Origin of the sequence: Streptomyces sp. NPDC002054 (assembly GCF_040296685.1) — a bacterium.
In the GTDB taxonomy this organism is placed as follows: Bacteria; Actinomycetota; Actinomycetes; order Streptomycetales; family Streptomycetaceae; genus Streptomyces.
In genome coordinates, this window is the sequence record NZ_JBEOXT010000003.1 from 222,803 (window position 1) to 239,469 (window position 16,667).

13 protein-coding genes are annotated in these 16,667 nt (G+C 72.5%); 9 read left to right on the forward strand and 4 right to left on the reverse strand.

What is annotated here, in order from left to right:
* Positions 1-552 precede the first annotated feature (552 nt).
* From ABT123_RS04150 to argF, 7 genes are all read left to right on the forward strand, one after another.
* Entirely contained in the window at positions 553-1,632 is a 1,080-nt protein-coding gene (locus ABT123_RS04150; protein WP_351309505.1) for a helix-turn-helix domain-containing protein, read from the forward strand.
* Positions 1,633-1,651: 19 nt separating this feature from the next.
* Entirely contained in the window at positions 1,652-2,233 is a 582-nt protein-coding gene (locus tag ABT123_RS04155) for an HD domain-containing protein (RefSeq protein ID WP_351309508.1), read from the forward strand.
* Positions 2,234-2,414: 181 nt separating this feature from the next.
* On the forward strand, positions 2,415-3,899 hold the full coding sequence (locus ABT123_RS04160; protein ID WP_351309511.1) for a 3' terminal RNA ribose 2'-O-methyltransferase Hen1: 1,485 nt from the start codon (positions 2,415-2,417) through the stop codon (positions 3,897-3,899).
* Positions 3,896-6,460: a polynucleotide kinase-phosphatase gene (locus ABT123_RS04165; RefSeq protein ID WP_351309514.1), complete on the forward strand. Its 2,565-nt coding sequence runs from the start codon at positions 3,896-3,898 to the stop codon at positions 6,458-6,460. The genes ABT123_RS04160 and ABT123_RS04165 overlap by 4 nt, the downstream gene beginning before the upstream one ends.
* Before the next feature lie 162 nt (positions 6,461-6,622).
* Positions 6,623-7,120 (forward strand): hypothetical protein, encoded by a 498-nt coding sequence (locus tag ABT123_RS04170; RefSeq protein WP_351309517.1) that lies wholly within the window; start codon positions 6,623-6,625, stop codon positions 7,118-7,120.
* A gap of 46 nt (positions 7,121-7,166) precedes the next feature.
* Entirely contained in the window at positions 7,167-8,393 is a 1,227-nt protein-coding gene (locus ABT123_RS04175; protein WP_351309520.1) for an arginine deiminase, read from the forward strand.
* 150 nt (positions 8,394-8,543) lie between these two features.
* Positions 8,544-9,554 carry an ornithine carbamoyltransferase gene (gene argF / locus ABT123_RS04180; protein WP_351309523.1) on the forward strand — a complete coding sequence of 337 codons (1,011 nt, stop codon included), beginning with the start codon at positions 8,544-8,546 and terminating at the stop codon, positions 9,552-9,554.
* On the opposite strand, the gene ABT123_RS04185 is transcribed toward argF, so the two are convergent.
* Entirely contained in the window at positions 9,555-9,962 is a 408-nt protein-coding gene (locus ABT123_RS04185; RefSeq protein ID WP_351309526.1) for an ATP-binding protein, read from the reverse strand. It abuts the gene before it with no gap.
* 163 nt (positions 9,963-10,125) lie between these two features.
* Here ABT123_RS04185 and ABT123_RS04190 point away from each other — a divergent pair, with 163 nt between their 5' ends.
* The gene (locus ABT123_RS04190) at positions 10,126-10,953 is read left to right on the forward strand and encodes an enoyl-CoA hydratase family protein (protein WP_351309529.1); all 828 of its coding nucleotides are present in this window, start codon (positions 10,126-10,128) and stop codon (positions 10,951-10,953) included.
* 4 nt (positions 10,954-10,957) lie between these two features.
* The gene (locus tag ABT123_RS04195; RefSeq protein WP_351309532.1) at positions 10,958-13,261 is read left to right on the forward strand and encodes a bifunctional salicylyl-CoA 5-hydroxylase/oxidoreductase; all 2,304 of its coding nucleotides are present in this window, start codon (positions 10,958-10,960) and stop codon (positions 13,259-13,261) included.
* A gap of 12 nt (positions 13,262-13,273) precedes the next feature.
* On the opposite strand, the gene ABT123_RS04200 is transcribed toward ABT123_RS04195, so the two are convergent.
* From ABT123_RS04200 to ABT123_RS04210, 3 genes are read right to left on the reverse strand one after another with little or no spacing between them, the layout of a single operon-like run.
* Entirely contained in the window at positions 13,274-14,116 is an 843-nt protein-coding gene (locus ABT123_RS04200) for a GNAT family N-acetyltransferase (protein ID WP_351309535.1), read from the reverse strand.
* Positions 14,117-14,167: 51 nt separating this feature from the next.
* Entirely contained in the window at positions 14,168-14,977 is an 810-nt protein-coding gene (locus ABT123_RS04205; RefSeq protein ID WP_351309538.1) for a PaaX family transcriptional regulator, read from the reverse strand.
* A gap of 4 nt (positions 14,978-14,981) precedes the next feature.
* Positions 14,982-16,580, reverse strand: coding sequence for an AMP-binding protein (locus tag ABT123_RS04210; protein ID WP_351309749.1), 1,599 nt, complete (start codon positions 16,578-16,580; stop codon positions 14,982-14,984).
* Positions 16,581-16,667: the final 87 nt, after the last annotated feature.

Sequence of the window (16,667 nt, forward strand, 5' to 3'; positions counted from 1 at the left end):
TAACCCCCGGCGTCGCCGTGTTCGGCCTGTGCCGACTACAGGCAGAGCGGGCGGAGTGGTGCCCCCGCCCGGGTGGCGCCTGCGAGACCACCAGGGCGGGGAGACTGTGAGCCCGTCAGCGGCCCTGCAGCTCGGGACGTCCTTGCGGCTCACCGCTGCGGCTCCTCACGCTGGTTGATGGTCGGGCCGGCGCCCAGCGTGAATTTCTCCAACCCCCGGGCGGCGCGGCCCTGGAGGGCGGGGCTGGGGTCCGGGCTGTCGAAGGCGTCGCCCTGGGGGGGGCGAACTCGGGCTCGTCCTGAAGCTGACGGACGAGCGGGCGACGGCGAGGCAGCTTGGTCATGACGCACTCCTCGGTGGGAGGGGGACGCAGCGGGACGCAGGGACCGGGGAGGAACGACTGCGCCCCGCTGCCGGGGGTGCGGCGTCAACCTCGGGCCCGGGTACTGAGCCTGGTCGATCGTGCAAGATGAACGTACGGTCGCGCTGTGTGCGGTAGGACTGACTGCGGGTACGTGTTTAGGCAGGGGGCCGCACCGGGGAGCGCGAGCGATGGCGACGAGACCAACCACCGTCACGATTGCGGGCTTTGTGCTGCGTACGGCGCGGGAGTCGGTACCGCTCACGCAGGCGGCGATGGCCGAGGCCCTAGGCGTGGACCTGGCCACGGTGCAGGGGTGGGAGTCGGGTCGGCGGCCGGTCGCACATATGAGGGCGGTGGATCTCCTGGGACTTCGGCGGCGGCTGGCCGGGCTCGGTGCGGACGCGGCGGTCGTGGGGATGCTCGACGCGGCGATGGACGCGGACCGGATCACCAGCGCCACCCTCACTGGCAGCGACGGACCGCACCCCCTGGCTGAGTGGGTGCACACCCGGGACACCGCCCACATGCTCGCCTGGGCGCTCACAGGTACCCGGCCGCCTTCCCTTGCCGGGATTCCGTCCCCCCGCCGGAGAGGGCCGGCAGCAGCCTCGCCACTCCTCCCTGCGGCGGACCGGGCCGCGTTCTTCGAGCAACTGCGGACCACAGCGGAGGCGGCGCCCAGGACCGACCCCCAGGGCGTGCTCCTGCACCGCCAGGCTCTGTATCTGACCTCGTACGACAAGACGCCAGAGGCGGTGGCGTGGACCGCGCAGGCCCTCCATGCCCGACGCGGTCTGCTCGCGCGGCGCGGCTGGACTCCGCAGTGGGCGGAGGCGCGTTCGACGGCCACTGCCCTCGCCCGGCTCGGGGACCCGGTGCCGCTGCTGGACTTCATTGAGCGGGCGGTGGTGGACGACGACGCGGGCGAGGCCGCGAACCTGAACTACTGGGCCTATTGGCTGGGTGGGACCCCACTGCCGCAGTCCGACGACCTGTTCATGCGGGACCGGCAGCTGACCGGATGGGACCCTGTCACGCTGCTGCGCGGGCTGACGTACGGCCTGCACGACGCCCCCGGGTACGTCGACCTGTACGCGCACACCATGTGGGCCCTGCTGACGGCCCACCCGTGGTTGCCGCAGGCGTCGGGCATGCTGGTGCGGGACCTCGCGGAGCGTACCGGGCACCTGTTGGACGGGGGTGGCATCTCGGAAAGATCCCGCCGCGAACTCAGCCACGTGAACTACGTTTTACGTGATCGCACCTGACAGACCGGAGGGTCACCACATGGCAGACGAGACGGCGAACGCCCAGGGCACGGCCGGGTTCCTCTTCGAGATGGGCGTGCTCAAGAACGCGAAGCGGACCGGGTGGTGGTTTACCGGGAACAGCAACCCCGAGTCGATCGCAGAGCACTCCTTCCGCGTCGGCATCGTCGGCGCTGTCCTGGCCATGATGGAAGGCGTGGACCCCGCCAAGGTCGCGCTGATGTGCCTCTTCCACGACACGCAAGAAACCCGGATCGGGGACATCCCGCACATCGGACGCCGGTACATCGATGCGGCGACGAACGAGACCGTCACCGCGGATCAGGTCTCTGCTGCGCACCCGGCGGTCAAAGCCGGGGTGCAGCGGGTCGTGGGCGAGTACGAGAGTGGCGACACCCCCGAGGCGATCGTGGCGAAGGACGCGGACAAGCTCGAATGCCTGGTGCAGGCCGTGGAGTACCGCGCTCAGGGCTACACGCTCGTACAGGACTGGATCGACACGTCGTTGAACAGCCTCAAGACGGCGTCGGCGCAGGCCCTCGCGGAGGCCGCGCTGACCATGTCGCCGCTGGAGTGGCGGAAGACCTTTCTGGGGCAGTAGCCGGGCCTGGGAACGCGGAAGTCCCCGCTGGCCGGCTCCACCAGCTTGACGACGTGCCGCACGATGGACGCGCGTTCGGCGGCGGCTGTGCCGGAATCCTCACGGCCGTGTCGGCGTACATCGGGTCGCCGCGCCGAAATCTGGTCGCCCGGCCGGGGATGGTCAGCCCATACTCGAGTGCATGTTCCTGACGATCACCACGACCGGTACCGCCGAGAATCCGGCCACTGACCTGGGCTTTCTGCTGCACAAGCACCCGGGCAAGGCCCAGGGGTTCAACACCTCCCACGGCACGGCCCATGTCCTCTACCCCGAGGCAACGGCCGAGCGCTGCACTGCCGCGCTGCTGCTGGAGGTCGACCCCGTGGCGCTGGTTCGGCGAGGTCAGGGCAAGGGGCGCGGCGGGGCGCCCGATGCTGCGCTGGCCCAGTACGTCAACGACCGGCCGTACGCCGCCTCCTCGCTGCTCGCCGTCGCCCTCGGCAGTGTCTTCCGCAGCGCTCTGAAGGGGCAGTGCACCGCCCGGCCCGAACTGCCGGAGCGGGCGCTGCCGCTGCGGGTGGAGATCCCGGTGCTGCCGGCCCGTGGTGGGCCGGAGCTGGTGCAGCGGCTGTTCGGCCCGCTCGGCTGGGCGTCCGTGGAGGCCGTCCCGGTCCGGCTGGACGAGAAGTTCCCGGAGTGGGGCGACTCGCGCTACGTACGGCTCGTGCTCGAAGGCGAGCTCAGGCTCGCCGACGCGCTGCGGCAGCTCTACGTCCTGCTGCCCGTGCTGGATGACGCCAAGCACTACTGGGTGGCTCCCGACGAGGTGGACAAGCTGCTGCGCGCCGGAGAGGGCTGGCTGGCCGGACACCCCGAGCACCAGCTCATCACCGCCCGCTACCTGGCCCGCCGCTGGGGCCTGACCCGGGAGGCCATGGCCCGGCTGGAACTGGTCCGGCTCGCCGAGGCCGACGGCAGCGAGGTCGAGGAGATCGACAACGCGGTGGACGAGACACAGGACACCGAGGAGCGGCCGGTGCCGCTGGCCGTGCAGCGCCGCGAGGCCGTGCTCGCCGCGCTGCGGGCGGCCGGCGCGCAGCGCGTGCTGGACCTCGGTTGCGGGCAGGGGCAGCTGGTGCAGGAACTGCTCAAGGACGTCGCGTTCACCGAGATCGTCGGCGTGGACGTGTCCATGCGGGCCCTGTCGATCGCGGCCAAGCGGCTCCGGTTGGACCGCCTGGGCGAGCGGCAGGCTGCCCGGGTGACCCTGCTCCAGGGTTCCCTCGCCTACACCGACAAGCGGCTGGCCGGCTACGACGCCGCCGTGCTCAGCGAGGTCATCGAGCACCTGGACCTGCCCCGGCTGCCCGCCCTGGAGTACGCGGTGTTCGGCGCGGCCCGCCCCCGCACGGTCCTCGTCACCACCCCCAACGTCGAATACAACGTCCGCTGGGAGTCGCTGCCCGCCGGCCACGTCCGGCACGGCGACCACCGCTTCGAGTGGACCCGCGAGGAGTTCCGCGGCTGGGCGGCGGACGTGGCCGCCCGGTACGGGTACGAGGCCGCGTTCCTGCCCGTCGGCCCCGACGACCCGGAGGTCGGGCCGCCCACCCAGATGGCCGTCTTCACCCTGAATAGTGCTGATGGCACTGCCGAGATCCCGAAGGAGGGCCGGGCCGCATGAGCAGCAACGAGACCGAGCACAGCGCGAGGAAGCGCAGCCTGCCCGTCACCGACCTGTCCCTCGTCGTCCTGATCGGGGCCACCGGCTCGGGCAAGTCCACCTTCGCCCGCAAGCACTTCAAGCCGACCGAGATCCTCTCCTCCGACTACTGCCGGGGCCTGGTCGCCGACGACGAGAACGACCAGAGCGCCAGCAAGGACGCCTTCGACGTCCTCCACTACATCGCCGGCAAGCGGCTGGCCGCCGGCCGGCTCACCGTCGTCGACGCCACCAGCGTCCAGCAGGAGGCCCGCCGCCAGCTGGTCCAGCTGGCCCGCGCCCACGACGTCCTGCCCATCGCGATCGTCCTCGACCTGCCCGAGGAGGTGTGCGCCGCGCGCAACGCGACCCGCCCCGACCGGGCCGGACTGCCCCGCCAGGTCATCCAGCGGCACCGCCGCGACCTGCGCCGCTCCCTGCGCGGCCTGGAGCGCGAGGGCTTCCGCAAGGTGCACGTGCTGCGCAGCGTCGAGGAGGTCGACGCCGCCGAGGTGGTACGGGAGAAGCGCTTCAACGACCTCACCCACCTCACCGGCCCCTTCGACATCATCGGTGACATCCACGGCTGCTCCTCCGAGCTGGAGACCCTGCTCGCCAAGCTGGGCTACCGCGACGGCGTCCACCCGGCCGGCCGTACCGCCGTGTTCGTCGGCGACCTCGTCGACCGCGGCCCGGACAGCCCCGGAGTGCTGCGCCGCGTGATGGGCATGGTCAAGTCCGGCAACGCCCTGTGCGTGCCCGGAAACCACGAGAACAAGCTCGGCCGGCACCTCAAGGGCCGCACGGTGCAGCAGACCCACGGCCTCGCCGAGACCGTCGAGCAGCTCGCCCGCGAGGACGAGGAGTTCGTCACCGAGGTGCGGGAGTTCATCGACGGGCTGGTCAGCCACTACCTCCTCGACGGCGGGAAGCTGGTGGTCTGCCACGCCGGCCTGCCGGAGAAGTACCACGGCCGCACCTCCGGCCGGGTCCGCTCGCACGCCCTCTACGGGGACACCACCGGCGAGACCGACGAGTTCGGCCTGCCGGTGCGCTACCCGTGGGCCGAGGACTACCGCGGCAAGGCGGTCGTGGTCTACGGGCACACCCCGGTCCCGGACACCTCGTGGATCAACAACACCATCTGCCTGGACACCGGAGCCGTCTTCGGCGGGAAGATGACCGCGCTGCGCTGGCCGGAGCGCGAACTGGTCGACGTACCGGCCGAGAAGGTCTGGTACGAGCCGGTCAAGCCGCTGGCCGCCGAGGCGCCCGGGGGCCTGGAGGGGCGCCCGCTCGACCTGGCCGACGTCCACGGGAAGCGGATCGTCGAGACCCGGCACCTGGGCAACGTCACCGTGCGCGAGGAGAACGCGGCGGCGGCCCTGGAGGTCATGAGCCGGTTCGCGGTCGACCCGCGGCTGGTCCCGTACCTGCCGCCGACCATGGCCCCGACCGCCACCTCGAGCGAGGAAGGCTACCTGGAGCACCCGGCCCAGGCGTTCGAGCAGTACCGCAAGGACGGCATCGCACAGGTCGTGTGCGAGGAGAAGCACATGGGCTCCCGCGCGGTCGTGCTGCTCTGCAAGGACGCGGGCGTGGCCGGCGAGCGCTTCGGGGTGACCGGAGTCACCGGATCCGTCTACACCCGGACCGGGCGGCCCTTCTTCGACGACCCGGCCGTCACCGAGGAGGTCCTCACCCGGCTGCGCGACGCGGTCGCCGGCGCCGGCCTGTGGGAGGAACTCGCCACCGACTGGCTGCTGTTCGACGGGGAGCTGCTGCCCTGGTCGCTGAAGTCCACCGGACTGCTGCGCCACCAGTACGCGGCAGTGGGTGCCGCCGCCGGCGCGGTGTTCCCGCAGGCCCTGGCCGCCCTCGAGGCAGCCGCCGCCCGCGGGGTCGACACGGGTGAACTGCTCGCCCGGCAGCGCGGCCGGGCCGAGGACGCAGCCGCGTTCACCGACGCGTACCGGCGCTACTGCTGGACCACCGACGGCCTGGACGGGGTCCGGTTCGCGCCGTTCCAGCTGCTGGCGGCCGACGGGCGGAGCCTGGCCGCGGTCCCGCACGACGAGCAGCTGGCCTGGCTGGACCGGCTGGTCGAGGCGGACGAGAAGAGCGGCACCGGGCTGCTGCGCCGCACCGGCCGGGTGCTGGTCGACACCACGGACCCGGAATCGGTCCGGGCGGGCACCGAATGGTGGCTGGAGCTGACCGCGGCGGGCGGCGAGGGCATGGTGGTCAAGCCGCTCCGGGCGTACGAGCGCGGGGCGGACGGGCGGCTGGTCCAGCCGGGCGTCAAGGTGCGCGGACGCGAGTACCTCCGGATCATCTACGGCCCGGAGTACACCCGTCCGGAGAACCTGGAGCGGCTGCGGCAGCGCTTCCTCGGGCACAAGCGGTCGCTGGCCCTGCGGGAGTACGCGCTGGGGCTGGAGGCCCTGGACCGGCTGGCGGCGGGGGAGCCGCTCTGGCGGATCCACGAGGCGGTGTTCGCGGTGCTGGCGCTGGAGTCGGAGCCGGTGGACCCGCGGCTCTGAGCTCCGGCCGTACCCGTGACGCCGGGCGCACCCGTGACGGCAGGGCGGTGACCACCGGCGCGCGGGATCGTTCTTCCAGGGCAGCGGTGTGTATGCCACGGATATGCCACGGATGCGCCACGCATGTGCCACGGACGGAAGGACGGAACGTCAGATATGAAGATGACCGCGCGCGGAAGCATTGCGGCGCTCATGACCTGTATGGCCGCTGCCGGAGCGGCGGCCCCGGCCGTCGCCGGCGGGGTCCCGGTGGGGGTGCCGCTGGATGCGGTCGAAGGCGCGCTGGGGGTGGACGCCCCGCGCCTGGGCACCGGCGTGCCGCTGCCGGTGGTCGGCGCGATCGAGCCGCCCGTGCACCACCAGGGCGACATGCTGCCCACCCCGGTGCTGCCGGCGATCCCGGTCGGCACCGAGCTCGGCGACACCCTGGTCAGCTCCCCGGTGCCCAACCTGCTCGGCAGCAAGGAAACGGACGGCGAGGGCTCGCTCGACGCCCCCGCCACCACCCTGCTGGCCCGCAGCCCGGGTGCGGTCCTCGGCTCGCCGCTGACCATGCCGGATGCCTCCAACTCCGGGCTGCCGAACGTGGTGGCCCCGAAGCTCGGAGTGATCGGCCCGGAGCTGACCGGCGCACCCACGGCACTCCTCGGCCTGCGCTGAGGAAACAGGACATCAAAACGCCGCCCGGTCTGCGAACGTGTACGACATGGGATTCCATGTCGACTCCGAGACCGGGCGGCTGCGCCGCGTCATACTGCACCGGCCCGACCTGGAGCTGAAGCGGCTCACCCCGAGCAACAAGGACGCGTTGCTCTTCGACGACGTGCTGTGGGTCCGGCGGGCCCGGCAGGAGCACGACGGCTTCGCCGATGTGCTGCGGGACCGGGGGGTGGAGGTCCACCTGTTCGGCGATCTGCTCGCCGAGGCGCTGGACGTTCCGGAGGCCCGCCGCCTCGTCCTGGACCGGGTCTTCGACGAGAAGGAGTACGGGCCGCTCGCCACCGACCATCTGCGGGCCGTGTTCGACGAGTTGCCCTCGACGGAACTCGCCGAGGCGCTGGTGGGCGGGATGACCAAGCGGGAGTTCCTGGAGCGGCACGCCGAGCCGGTGTCGGTCCGCTTCCACGCCCTGGAGCTGGACGGCTTCCTGCTGGGACCGCTGCCCAACCACCTGTTCACCCGGGACACCTCCGCCTGGATCTACGACGGGGTCTCCATCAACGCCATGCGCTGGCCGGCCCGGCAGCGGGAGACCGTGCACTTCGAGGCCATCTACAAGCACCATCCGCTGTTCACCGCCTCCGGGGCCTTCCACTACTGGTCCCAGGGCCAGGCCGACTACCCCTCCACCATCGAGGGCGGGGACGTCCTGGTCATCGGCAACGGTGCGGTGCTGATCGGGATGAGCGAGCGGACCACCCCGCAGGCGGTGGAGATGCTGGCCCGCGGACTGTTCGCGGCCGGTTCGGCGCGCACCATCGTGGCGCTGGACATGCCGAAGAGCCGGGCCTTCATGCACCTCGACACGGTGATGACGATGGTCGACGCCGACACCTTCACCCAGTACGCGGGCCTGGGCATGCTGCGCTCCTACACGATCGAGCCGGGCAGCGCGGACCAGGAGCTGAAGGTCACCGACCATCCGCCGGAGCACATGCACCGGGCCATCGCAGCGGCCCTCGGGCTGGATGCCATCCGGGTGCTGACGGCCACCCAGGACGTGCATTCCGCGGAGCGGGAGCAGTGGGACGACGGGTGCAATGTGCTCGCCGTGGAGCCGGGCGTGGTGATCGCGTACGAGCGGAACGTCACCACCAACACCCATCTGCGCAAGGAGGGGATCGAGGTGATCGAGATCCCGGGGAGCGAGCTGGGGCGGGGCCGGGGCGGGCCGCGGTGCATGAGCTGCCCGGTGGAACGCGATCCGGTCTGAGCCGCAGCCGGGCTGCAGCCGGGGTACAGGGGGGGCAGGCGGGCAGTGGTGCGCGCCGCAGTGTGAGACTGCACACCAGTACTGAATAGCGATGCAGTGGATCGTATAGACTTCCAGCATCCCCTGTTCGTGTGATCCAGGAGCGCCCCCATGGCCATCGACCTCGCCGGCCGCAGTTTCCTCAAGGAGCTCGACTTCACCGCCGCCGAGTTCCGCGGCCTGATCGAGCTGGCCGCGGAACTCAAGGCGGCCAAGCGGGCGGGTGCCGAGGTGCGCCGGCTCCAGGGCCGCAATATCGCGCTGATCTTCGAGAAGACCTCGACCCGCACCCGCTGCGCGTTCGAGGTGGCCGCCGCCGACCAGGGCGCCCACACCACCTATCTGGACCCCTCCGGTTCCCAGATCGGGCACAAGGAGTCGGTCCGGGACACCGCCCGGGTGCTCGGCCGGATGTTCGACGCCATCCAGTACCGGGGCGACAGCCAGGAGGCCGTAGAGGCCCTCGCCGCGTCCGCGGGCGTGCCGGTCTACAACGGGCTGACCGACGACTGGCACCCCACCCAGATGCTGGCCGACGTGCTCACCATGGCCGAGCACACGGCCAAGCCGCTGGAGCGGATCTCCTTCGCCTACCTCGGCGACGCCCGGTTCAACATGGGCAACTCCTACCTGGTGACCGGGGCGCTGCTCGGCATGGACGTACGGATCGTCGCGCCGAAGGCCTACTGGCCCGCCGGGCAGGTGGTGGCCCGGGCCCGGGCCGTCGCCGAGTCCTCCGGGGCCCGGATCACCCTCACCGAGAACGTGGCGGAGGGGGTCGCGCAGGCCGACTTCGTCGCCACCGACGTGTGGGTGTCCATGGGGGAGCCCAAGGAGGTCTGGGACGAGCGGATCCGGGCGCTGGCCGGCTATGCCGTCACCATGGACGTGCTGCGCGCCACCGGAAATCCCGGGGTGAAGTTCCTGCACTGCCTGCCGGCCTTCCACGACCTGGACACCAAGGTCGGGCGGGAGATCTACGACCGGCACGGGCTGGACTCCCTGGAGGTCACCGACGAGGTGTTCGAGTCGGCGCACTCGGTGGTCTTCGACGAGGCCGAGAACCGGCTGCACACCATCAAGGCCGTGCTGGTCGCCACCCTCGACCGCACCCGCGCATAGTCATACGCCGGGCCGCGCGGGCAGGGTGAACCACACCGCCTTGCCCCGCGCGGTCGGCCGGTGGCCGCAGGCGGAGCTGAGCGCGCGGATCAGCAGCAGCCCGCGGCCGTGCTCCTGCCAGGGGTCGGGGCAGGCATCGCCCGGCTGCGCCGCCAGATCGCCGGGCGGGCGCGGATCGCCGTCGTGCACCTCGACCTGACACCCGTTCGGCAGCAGCTCCACCACCAGCTCGACGGGCCCGCCGGCGTGCTCCACCGCGTTCGCGACCAGCTCCGCGGTCAGCAGCTCGGCAGTGCCGCGGTCGGCCGGCGCCTCGACGTCGGCGAGCGCGGTACGCACCAGGGCGCGGGCCATCGGCACGGCCGCGGTGGTGTGCGGCAGGGCGATCCGCCAGGAGGCGTCGGGCAAGGCGGGACCGTCCGTTCCGTTGTTCCGTCGTCGGGGGCCGGCTCGTGAAGAAGCCGTGGAGAAATCCTACTTTCAACGATGCAGTCCGCGCGTGGCTGTCCTTGCGTGCTCCCGTGTCGCGCTTCTGTGACGGCAGTCACCAAACAGTGTTACCGTCGGAGACGTGAGCCCCTTCACTGGTTCTGCAGCCGGCACCGAACGGTGGCGCCACCTCCGGGTCACCCGGCAGGACGGCGTGGCCACCGTCACCCTCGACCGTCCAGAAAAGCTGAACGCGCTCACCTTCGGCGCCTACGCCGACCTGCGCGATCTGCTCGCCGAACTCTCCCGCGAACGCTCCGTCCGGGCCCTCGTCCTCGGCGGCGAAGGCCGCGGCTTCTGCTCCGGCGGAGACGTGGACGAGATCATCGGCGCCACCCTCGCCATGGACACCGCCCAACTCCTCGACTTCAACCGGATGACCGGCCAGGTGGTCCGGGCCGTCCGCGAATGCCCTTTTCCCGTCATCGCCGCCGTGCACGGGGTGGCGGCCGGCGCCGGGGCGGTCCTCGCCCTCGCCGCCGACTTCCGCATCGCCGACCCCACCGCCCGGTTCGCCTTCCTCTTCACCCGGGTCGGCCTCTCCGGCGGCGACATGGGCGCCGCCTACCTGCTGCCCCGCGTGGTGGGACTCGGCCACGCCACCCGGCTGCTGATGCTCGGCGAGCCCGTCCACGCCGCCGAGGCCGAGCGGATCGGGCTGCTCAGCGAGGTCACCGAGGAGGGCAAGGCCGCCACCCGCGCCGCCGAACTCGCCGCCCGGCTGGCCGCCGGACCGGCCCTCGCCTACGCCCAGACCAAGGCCCTGCTCACCGCCGAGCTCGACATGCCGCTCGCCGCCTCGGTGGAACTGGACGCCGCCACCCAGGCCCTGCTGATGAACGGTGAGGACTACGCCGAGTTCCATGCGGCCTTCACCGGGAAACGGCCGCCCGACTGGCGGGGACGGTAGCGCCATGCGCGGCGCTCTGCGGGTCGCGGTAGCCGGCGGCGGGCCCGGCGGCCTCTACGCGGCAGCCCTGCTGGCCCGCCAGGGCCACCGGGTGGACGTATGGGAACGCAACGCTCCTGACGACACCTTCGGTTTCGGCGTCGTCCTCTCCGACGAGACCCTCGGCGGCATCGAAAGCGCCGACCCGGAGGTGTACCGGGCGCTGTGCGCCGAGTTCGTCCGCTGGGACGACGTCGACATCGTGCACCGCGGCCGGCTCCTCACCTCCGGCGGCCACGGCTTCGCGGCACTCGGCCGGCGCCGGCTGCTGGAGATCCTGCACGAGCGCTGCACCGGCCTCGGCGTCACCCTCCGGTTCCGCGCCGAGGCACCGGAGGCAGCAGTACTCAGCTCCTCGTACGACCTGGTGGTGGCCGCGGATGGGGTGCACAGCGCCCTCCGCACCGCCGGGGCCGAACACTTCCGCCCCACCCTCACCCCCGGCCGCTGCCGCTACATCTGGCTGTCCGCCGACTTCGCCTTCGAAGCCTTCCGCTTCGAGATCGCCGAGACCGAACACGGCGTCATGCAACTGCACGCCTACCCCTATGCCCGCCCGTCGCCCGACCACCACCCCTCAACGAGGCCCTCCGGGCCGCAGAACGATTCCGGCGCCTCCACCGTCATCGTCGAGATGCGCGAGGAAGTGTGGCGGGCCGCCGGATTCGACCTCTGCGACGAGACCGAATCGGCCGCCCGCTGCGCCAAGATCTTCAGCGAGGCGCTGCGCGGTCGCGGGCTCACCGGCAACCGCTCGGCCTGGACCGCCTTCCGTACGGTGACCAACGAGCGGTGGTCGCACGGCAACATCACCCTGCTCGGCGATGCCGCCCACACCGCGCACTTCTCCATCGGCTCGGGCACCAAGCTCGCCGTCGAGGACGCCCTGGCCCTCGCCGAGGCGGTGACCGCCGTACCCGACGACGTGCCCGCCGCCCTCGCCGCGTACGAGGAGACCCGGCGCCCCGCGGTGGCCTCCACCCAGCGCGCCGCAGCCGCCAGCATGCGCTGGTTCGAGAACCTCGCCGGATACACCGGCCAGCCCGCCCGGCAGTTCGCCTTCAACCTGCTCACCCGCAGCCGCCGGGTCACCCACGACAACCTGCGGCTGCGCGACGCCCGCTTCACCCGCACCGTCGAACGCGACTTCGGCTGCCCGGACGAGGCCACCCCGCCCATGTTCACCCCGTACCGGCTGCGCGGGCTGACCCTGCGCAACCGGGTGGTGGTCTCCCCGATGGACCTCTACTCCGCCCGCGACGGACTGCCCGGGGACCTGCACCTGGTCCACCTCGGCGCGCGGGCCCTCGGCGGAGCGGGCCTGGTGATGACCGAGATGGTCTGCGTCTCGCCCGAGGGCCGGATCACCCCCGGCTGCGCCGGCCTGTACACGGACGAGCAGGCCGCCGCCTGGAGGCGGATCGCGGAGTTCGTGCACACCTCCGCACCCGGCACCGCCCTCGGCGTCCAGCTCGGCCACTCCGGTCGCAAGGGCTCCACCCGGCTGATGTGGGAGGGCATCGACGAGCCCCTGCCGGCCGGCAACTGGCCGGTGGCAGCCGCCTCCCCACTGCCCTACCGGCCCGGAGTCAACCAGACACCCCGCGCCCTGACGGCGGAGGAACTCTCGGGCATCCGCGAGGAGTTCACCGCAGCCGCGGTCCGGGCCGCCCGCTGCGGCTTCGACCTCCTCGAACTGCACTGCGCCCACGGCTACCTGCTGTCCGGCTTCCTCTCCCCCCTCACCAACCGGCGGACCGACACCTACGGCGGCACCCTGGAGAACCGCCTCCGCTTCCCGCTGGAGGTCTTCGACGCGGTCCGCACGGTCTGGCCGCCGGAGCGGCCGATGACGGTCCGGATCTCGGCCACCGACTGGGCGCCCGGCGGCACCACCGAGGAGGACGCGGTGGCCATCGCCGCCGCCTTCGCCGCCCACGGCGCCGACGCGATCGACGTCTCCACCGGCCAGGTGGTGGCGGACGAAACCCCCGAGTACGGCCGCTCGTACCAGACCCCATACGCCGACCGGATCCGCAACGCCCTCGGGGTCCCGGTGATCGCGGTCGGGGCCATCTCCTCCTGGGACGACGTCAACTCCCTGCTGCTGGCGGGCCGCGCCGACCTCTGCGCACTGGCCCGCCCCCACCTGTACGACCCGCACTGGACCCTGCACGCGGCGGCCGACCAGGACTATCAGGGCCCCGGCGCCCCCTGGCCGGCCCCCTACCGGGCCGGCAGCCGCAAGCCCCCGACGGGCAAGGGGTGAAGCCGGTGAAGCTCAGCCGGCCGACGCGAGGATGACCCGGTCCTCCACCGGCCGGTACCCCAGCCGCCCGTAGATGCCGTTGCTGGTGGGGTTGGCGAGGTCGGTGAAGAGCAGCACCTCCGCGGCCCCCAGGGCCTGGGCCGCCACGGTGGCCGCATGGGTCACCCCGGCGGCGTACCCGCGGCCCCGGAGCTCGGGCGGGGTGTACACCGGGCCCACCCGGGCGGCGCCGCCCAGCACGGGGGAGAAGGAGGCCAGCGACACGGGCACACCGGCGTCCTCCCACAGCCGGATGCCCTGGTAGCCCATCCGGTCGCGCAGGGCGGCCTCGGTGGGAGGGGCCGGCTCCCCGAGTTCGGTGGTGTAGGCGGTCAGCCAGTCCAGCAGCAGCGGCAGATCGGCCTCCACCGCCGGGCGGGCGCGGCCCGCCGGTGCCGGATCCGGCGGCAGCAGCTCCTCCAGCCGGTGCAGCCGGAGCTCCTCCTCGACCTTCGCCGGCCGCCCCCAGGCCGCGGCCAGCAGCTCGGCGTCCGCCCGCCGCGCGTTGAAGCCGCTCAGCCCGGCCAGCAGCGGCTCGGAGTCCAGGGCCGCGCCCAGCTCCCGTACCGCCTGCTCCGGCAGCGCGCCCAGCACCAGCGGGTACGGCGGGGTGCAGACCAGCCCGCCCGCCACCGACCCGTCGGGGCCGGTCCACCAGCCGAAGCGGGGACTGCCGTCGCCGAAGGTGCCGGGGCCGCGCCGCTCCAGGGCGTCCGCCACGGTCAGCAGCAGGGTGTTGACCACGGGCTGCGCGGCCACGGCGGGCCCGGCGGTGGTCAGGTACGCGGTCAGGTCACGTGTAAAGGTCCAGGTCATAGTCCATGGTTGCGGACCCGCCCGTCCCGCCGCACGCAGGTTTTTCAGAGCTCAGAGCTCCGTGAACTTCGCCCCGGTGTCCCGCAGCCGGGTGTGCAGCTCCCGGAACACCGCCGCCGAGCGGTCGCCCGGCCAGCCCGACGGCAGCAGGGTGCGGGGCAGGCCGGGGTCCGCGTACGGCAGCCGCCGCCAGCTGTCCAGGGCCAGGAGATAGTCGCGGTAGGCGGCCTCCGGTTCCGGTGCCGGGCCCGACTGGAGGGCCCGGAGCACCGGTTCGTGCAGGTCCAGGAACTCCTCGTGCTGCTTGGCCAGCGCGGTCAGGTCCCACCAGCGGGCCACCGCCTCCGCCGTCGGGGCGAAACCGAGATGGCCGCCGCGGAACAGTTCCACGTACGAGGTGAGCTGGAGCCGGTCCAGGGTGTGCCGGGTCTCGCCCTCCAGATGGGCCGGGGCGATCCAGACACCCGGAGCGACCGTCCCGAAGCCGAGCCGGGCCAGCCGGGAGCGCAGCAGGTGGCGCTTGTGCCGTTCCTGCTCCGGCACCGAGAAGGTGGCCAGCAGCCAGGCCGGCTCCTGCCCGCCGTCCGGCGGCTGCGCGTAGATCCGCCGGTCCCCGTCCTCCAGCAGCTCGCGGGCCTCGTCCGACAGGGCGTACCCGGCCGAGCCGTCCGCCGCCCGGGCGGGCAGCAGGAATCCGCGCCGCTTGAGCCGGGACACCGAGGAGCGGACCGAGGGGGCGTCCACCCCGGCCGCGCCCAGCAGGCGGATCAGCGCGGACACGGGGACGGGCCCCTCGGCGGACCTTCCGTAGGCGCCGTAGAAGGTGACGATCAGGGAACGCGGGGTGTGCTGCTCGGCCACGGGTTCACTCTAGATCGCGCAGCCGGAACCGTTGCAGTTTGCCGGTGGCGGTCCGGGGCAGGGCGGGCAGGAAGACGAAGGACCGCGGGCACTTGTGCGGGGCGAGTTCGGCCTTCATGAAGGCCCGCAGGATGTCCTCCGAGACGCCCGCCCCCTCCCGGGTCACCGTGTACGCCACCACGATCTGGCCCCGGTCCGGATCCGGGCGGCCCACCACGGCCGCCTCCACCACGTCCGGGTGACGCAGCAGCGCCTCCTCGACCTCCGGTCCGGCGATGTTGTACCCGGACGAGACGATCATGTCGTCGGCGCGGGCGACATAGGTGAAGTAGCCGTCGGGGTCGCGGATGTAGGTGTCACCCGTGAGGTTCCAGCCGTCCCGGACGTATTCGCCCTGCCGGGGGTCGGCCAGATACCGGCAGCCCACCGGACCGCGCACCGCCAGCAGCCCCGGCTGGTTGTCCGCCACCGGCCGGCCCTCCCGGTCCACCACCCGGGCCTGCCAGCCCGGCACCGCCCGGCCGGTGGTGCCGGGGCGGATGTCCTCGTCGGCGGCGGAGATGAAGATGTGCAGCAGCTCGGTGGCGCCGATGCCGTTGATGATCCGCAGACCGGTCCGGCCGTACCAGGCCTCCCAGGTCGCGGCGGGCAGGTTCTCGCCCGCCGAGACACAGCGGCGCAGGGCGGACAGGTCGTGCCCGTCGAGCTCCCCGAGCATGGCCCGGTAGGCGGTGGGGGCGGTGAACAGGACGGTCACCCGGTGCTCGGCCAGGGCCGGCAGCAGCTGCTTGGGGCCGGCCTGCTCCAGCAGCAGCGCCGAGGCCCCGGCCCGCAGCGGGAAGACCACCAGTCCGCCCAGGCCGAAGGTGAAGCCGAGCGGCGGACTGCCCGCGAACACGTCGTCGGGGCGGGGGCGCAGCACCTCGCGGGAGAAGGTGTCGGCGACGGCCAGCACGTCCCGGTGGAAGTGCATGCAGCCCTTGGGGCGCCCGGTGGTCCCGGAGGTGAAGGCGATCAGCGCCACATCGTCGGCGGAGGTGTCCACGGCCGGGAAGGGGCGGCTGCGGTGTTTGTCGGCCAGCCGCAGCAGGTCCTCGGGGCCGTCCCCGCCGTACGGGGTGATCCGCAGGTCCGGCACCCCGGCCCGCTCCAGGTCGTCCAGGGCGGAGGCGTGGCAGAGGGCGTGTTTGACCCGGGCCATCGCGCAGACCGTGGCGAGTTCCTGGGCGCGCTGTCGGTCCAGCACGGTGACGGCCACCGCGCCCGCCTTCATCACCGCCAGCCAGCAGGCGGCCAGCCAGGGGCCGGTCGGCCCGCGCAGCAGCACCCGGTTGCCGGGTACCACCCCCAGGTCGGCGGTGAGTACATGGGCGATGCGGTCCACCCGCTCCCGGAGTTCGCCGTAGTTCCACACCTCCCCGTCGGCGGTACGGAAGGCCGGGCGGTCGGTGCCGAACCGCGCGACCGTGCCGTCCAGCAGCTCGGAGCCGCAGTTCAGCCGGTCCGGATAGGCCAGTCCGGGCAACTGGAAGAGCAGTTCCGGCCATGCGTGGGCGGGTGGCAGGTGGTCGCGCGCGAAAGTGTCGGTGTGGGCGGAAGGCATGAGCTCCAAGGCGGGATCGCCCCCTTGCAACGGTCCGGAATGTGGGGTGGAGCCGGCCGTGCGGTCGCGGAACGAGCGTATCGTGTT

What these genes read in the sequence shown, in the direction of transcription:
- ABT123_RS04150 (WP_351309505.1), top strand. Translation starts at nt 553, where the DNA reads ATGGCGACGAGACCAACCACCGTCACGATTGCGGGCTTTGTGCTGCGT.
- ABT123_RS04155 (WP_351309508.1), top strand. Translation starts at nt 1,652, where the DNA reads ATGGCAGACGAGACGGCGAACGCCCAGGGCACGGCCGGGTTCCTCTTC.
- ABT123_RS04160 (WP_351309511.1), top strand. Translation starts at nt 2,415, where the DNA reads ATGTTCCTGACGATCACCACGACCGGTACCGCCGAGAATCCGGCCACT.
- ABT123_RS04165 (WP_351309514.1), top strand. Translation starts at nt 3,896, where the DNA reads ATGAGCAGCAACGAGACCGAGCACAGCGCGAGGAAGCGCAGCCTGCCC.
- ABT123_RS04170 (WP_351309517.1), top strand. Translation starts at nt 6,623, where the DNA reads ATGACCGCGCGCGGAAGCATTGCGGCGCTCATGACCTGTATGGCCGCT.
- ABT123_RS04175 (WP_351309520.1), top strand. Translation starts at nt 7,167, where the DNA reads ATGGGATTCCATGTCGACTCCGAGACCGGGCGGCTGCGCCGCGTCATA.
- argF (WP_351309523.1), top strand. Translation starts at nt 8,544, where the DNA reads ATGGCCATCGACCTCGCCGGCCGCAGTTTCCTCAAGGAGCTCGACTTC.
- ABT123_RS04195 (WP_351309532.1), top strand. Translation starts at nt 10,958, where the DNA reads ATGCGCGGCGCTCTGCGGGTCGCGGTAGCCGGCGGCGGGCCCGGCGGC.
- ABT123_RS04200 (WP_351309535.1), bottom strand. Translation starts at nt 14,116, where the DNA reads ATGACCTGGACCTTTACACGTGACCTGACCGCGTACCTGACCACCGCC.
- ABT123_RS04210 (WP_351309749.1), bottom strand. Translation starts at nt 16,580, where the DNA reads ATGCCTTCCGCCCACACCGACACTTTCGCGCGCGACCACCTGCCACCC.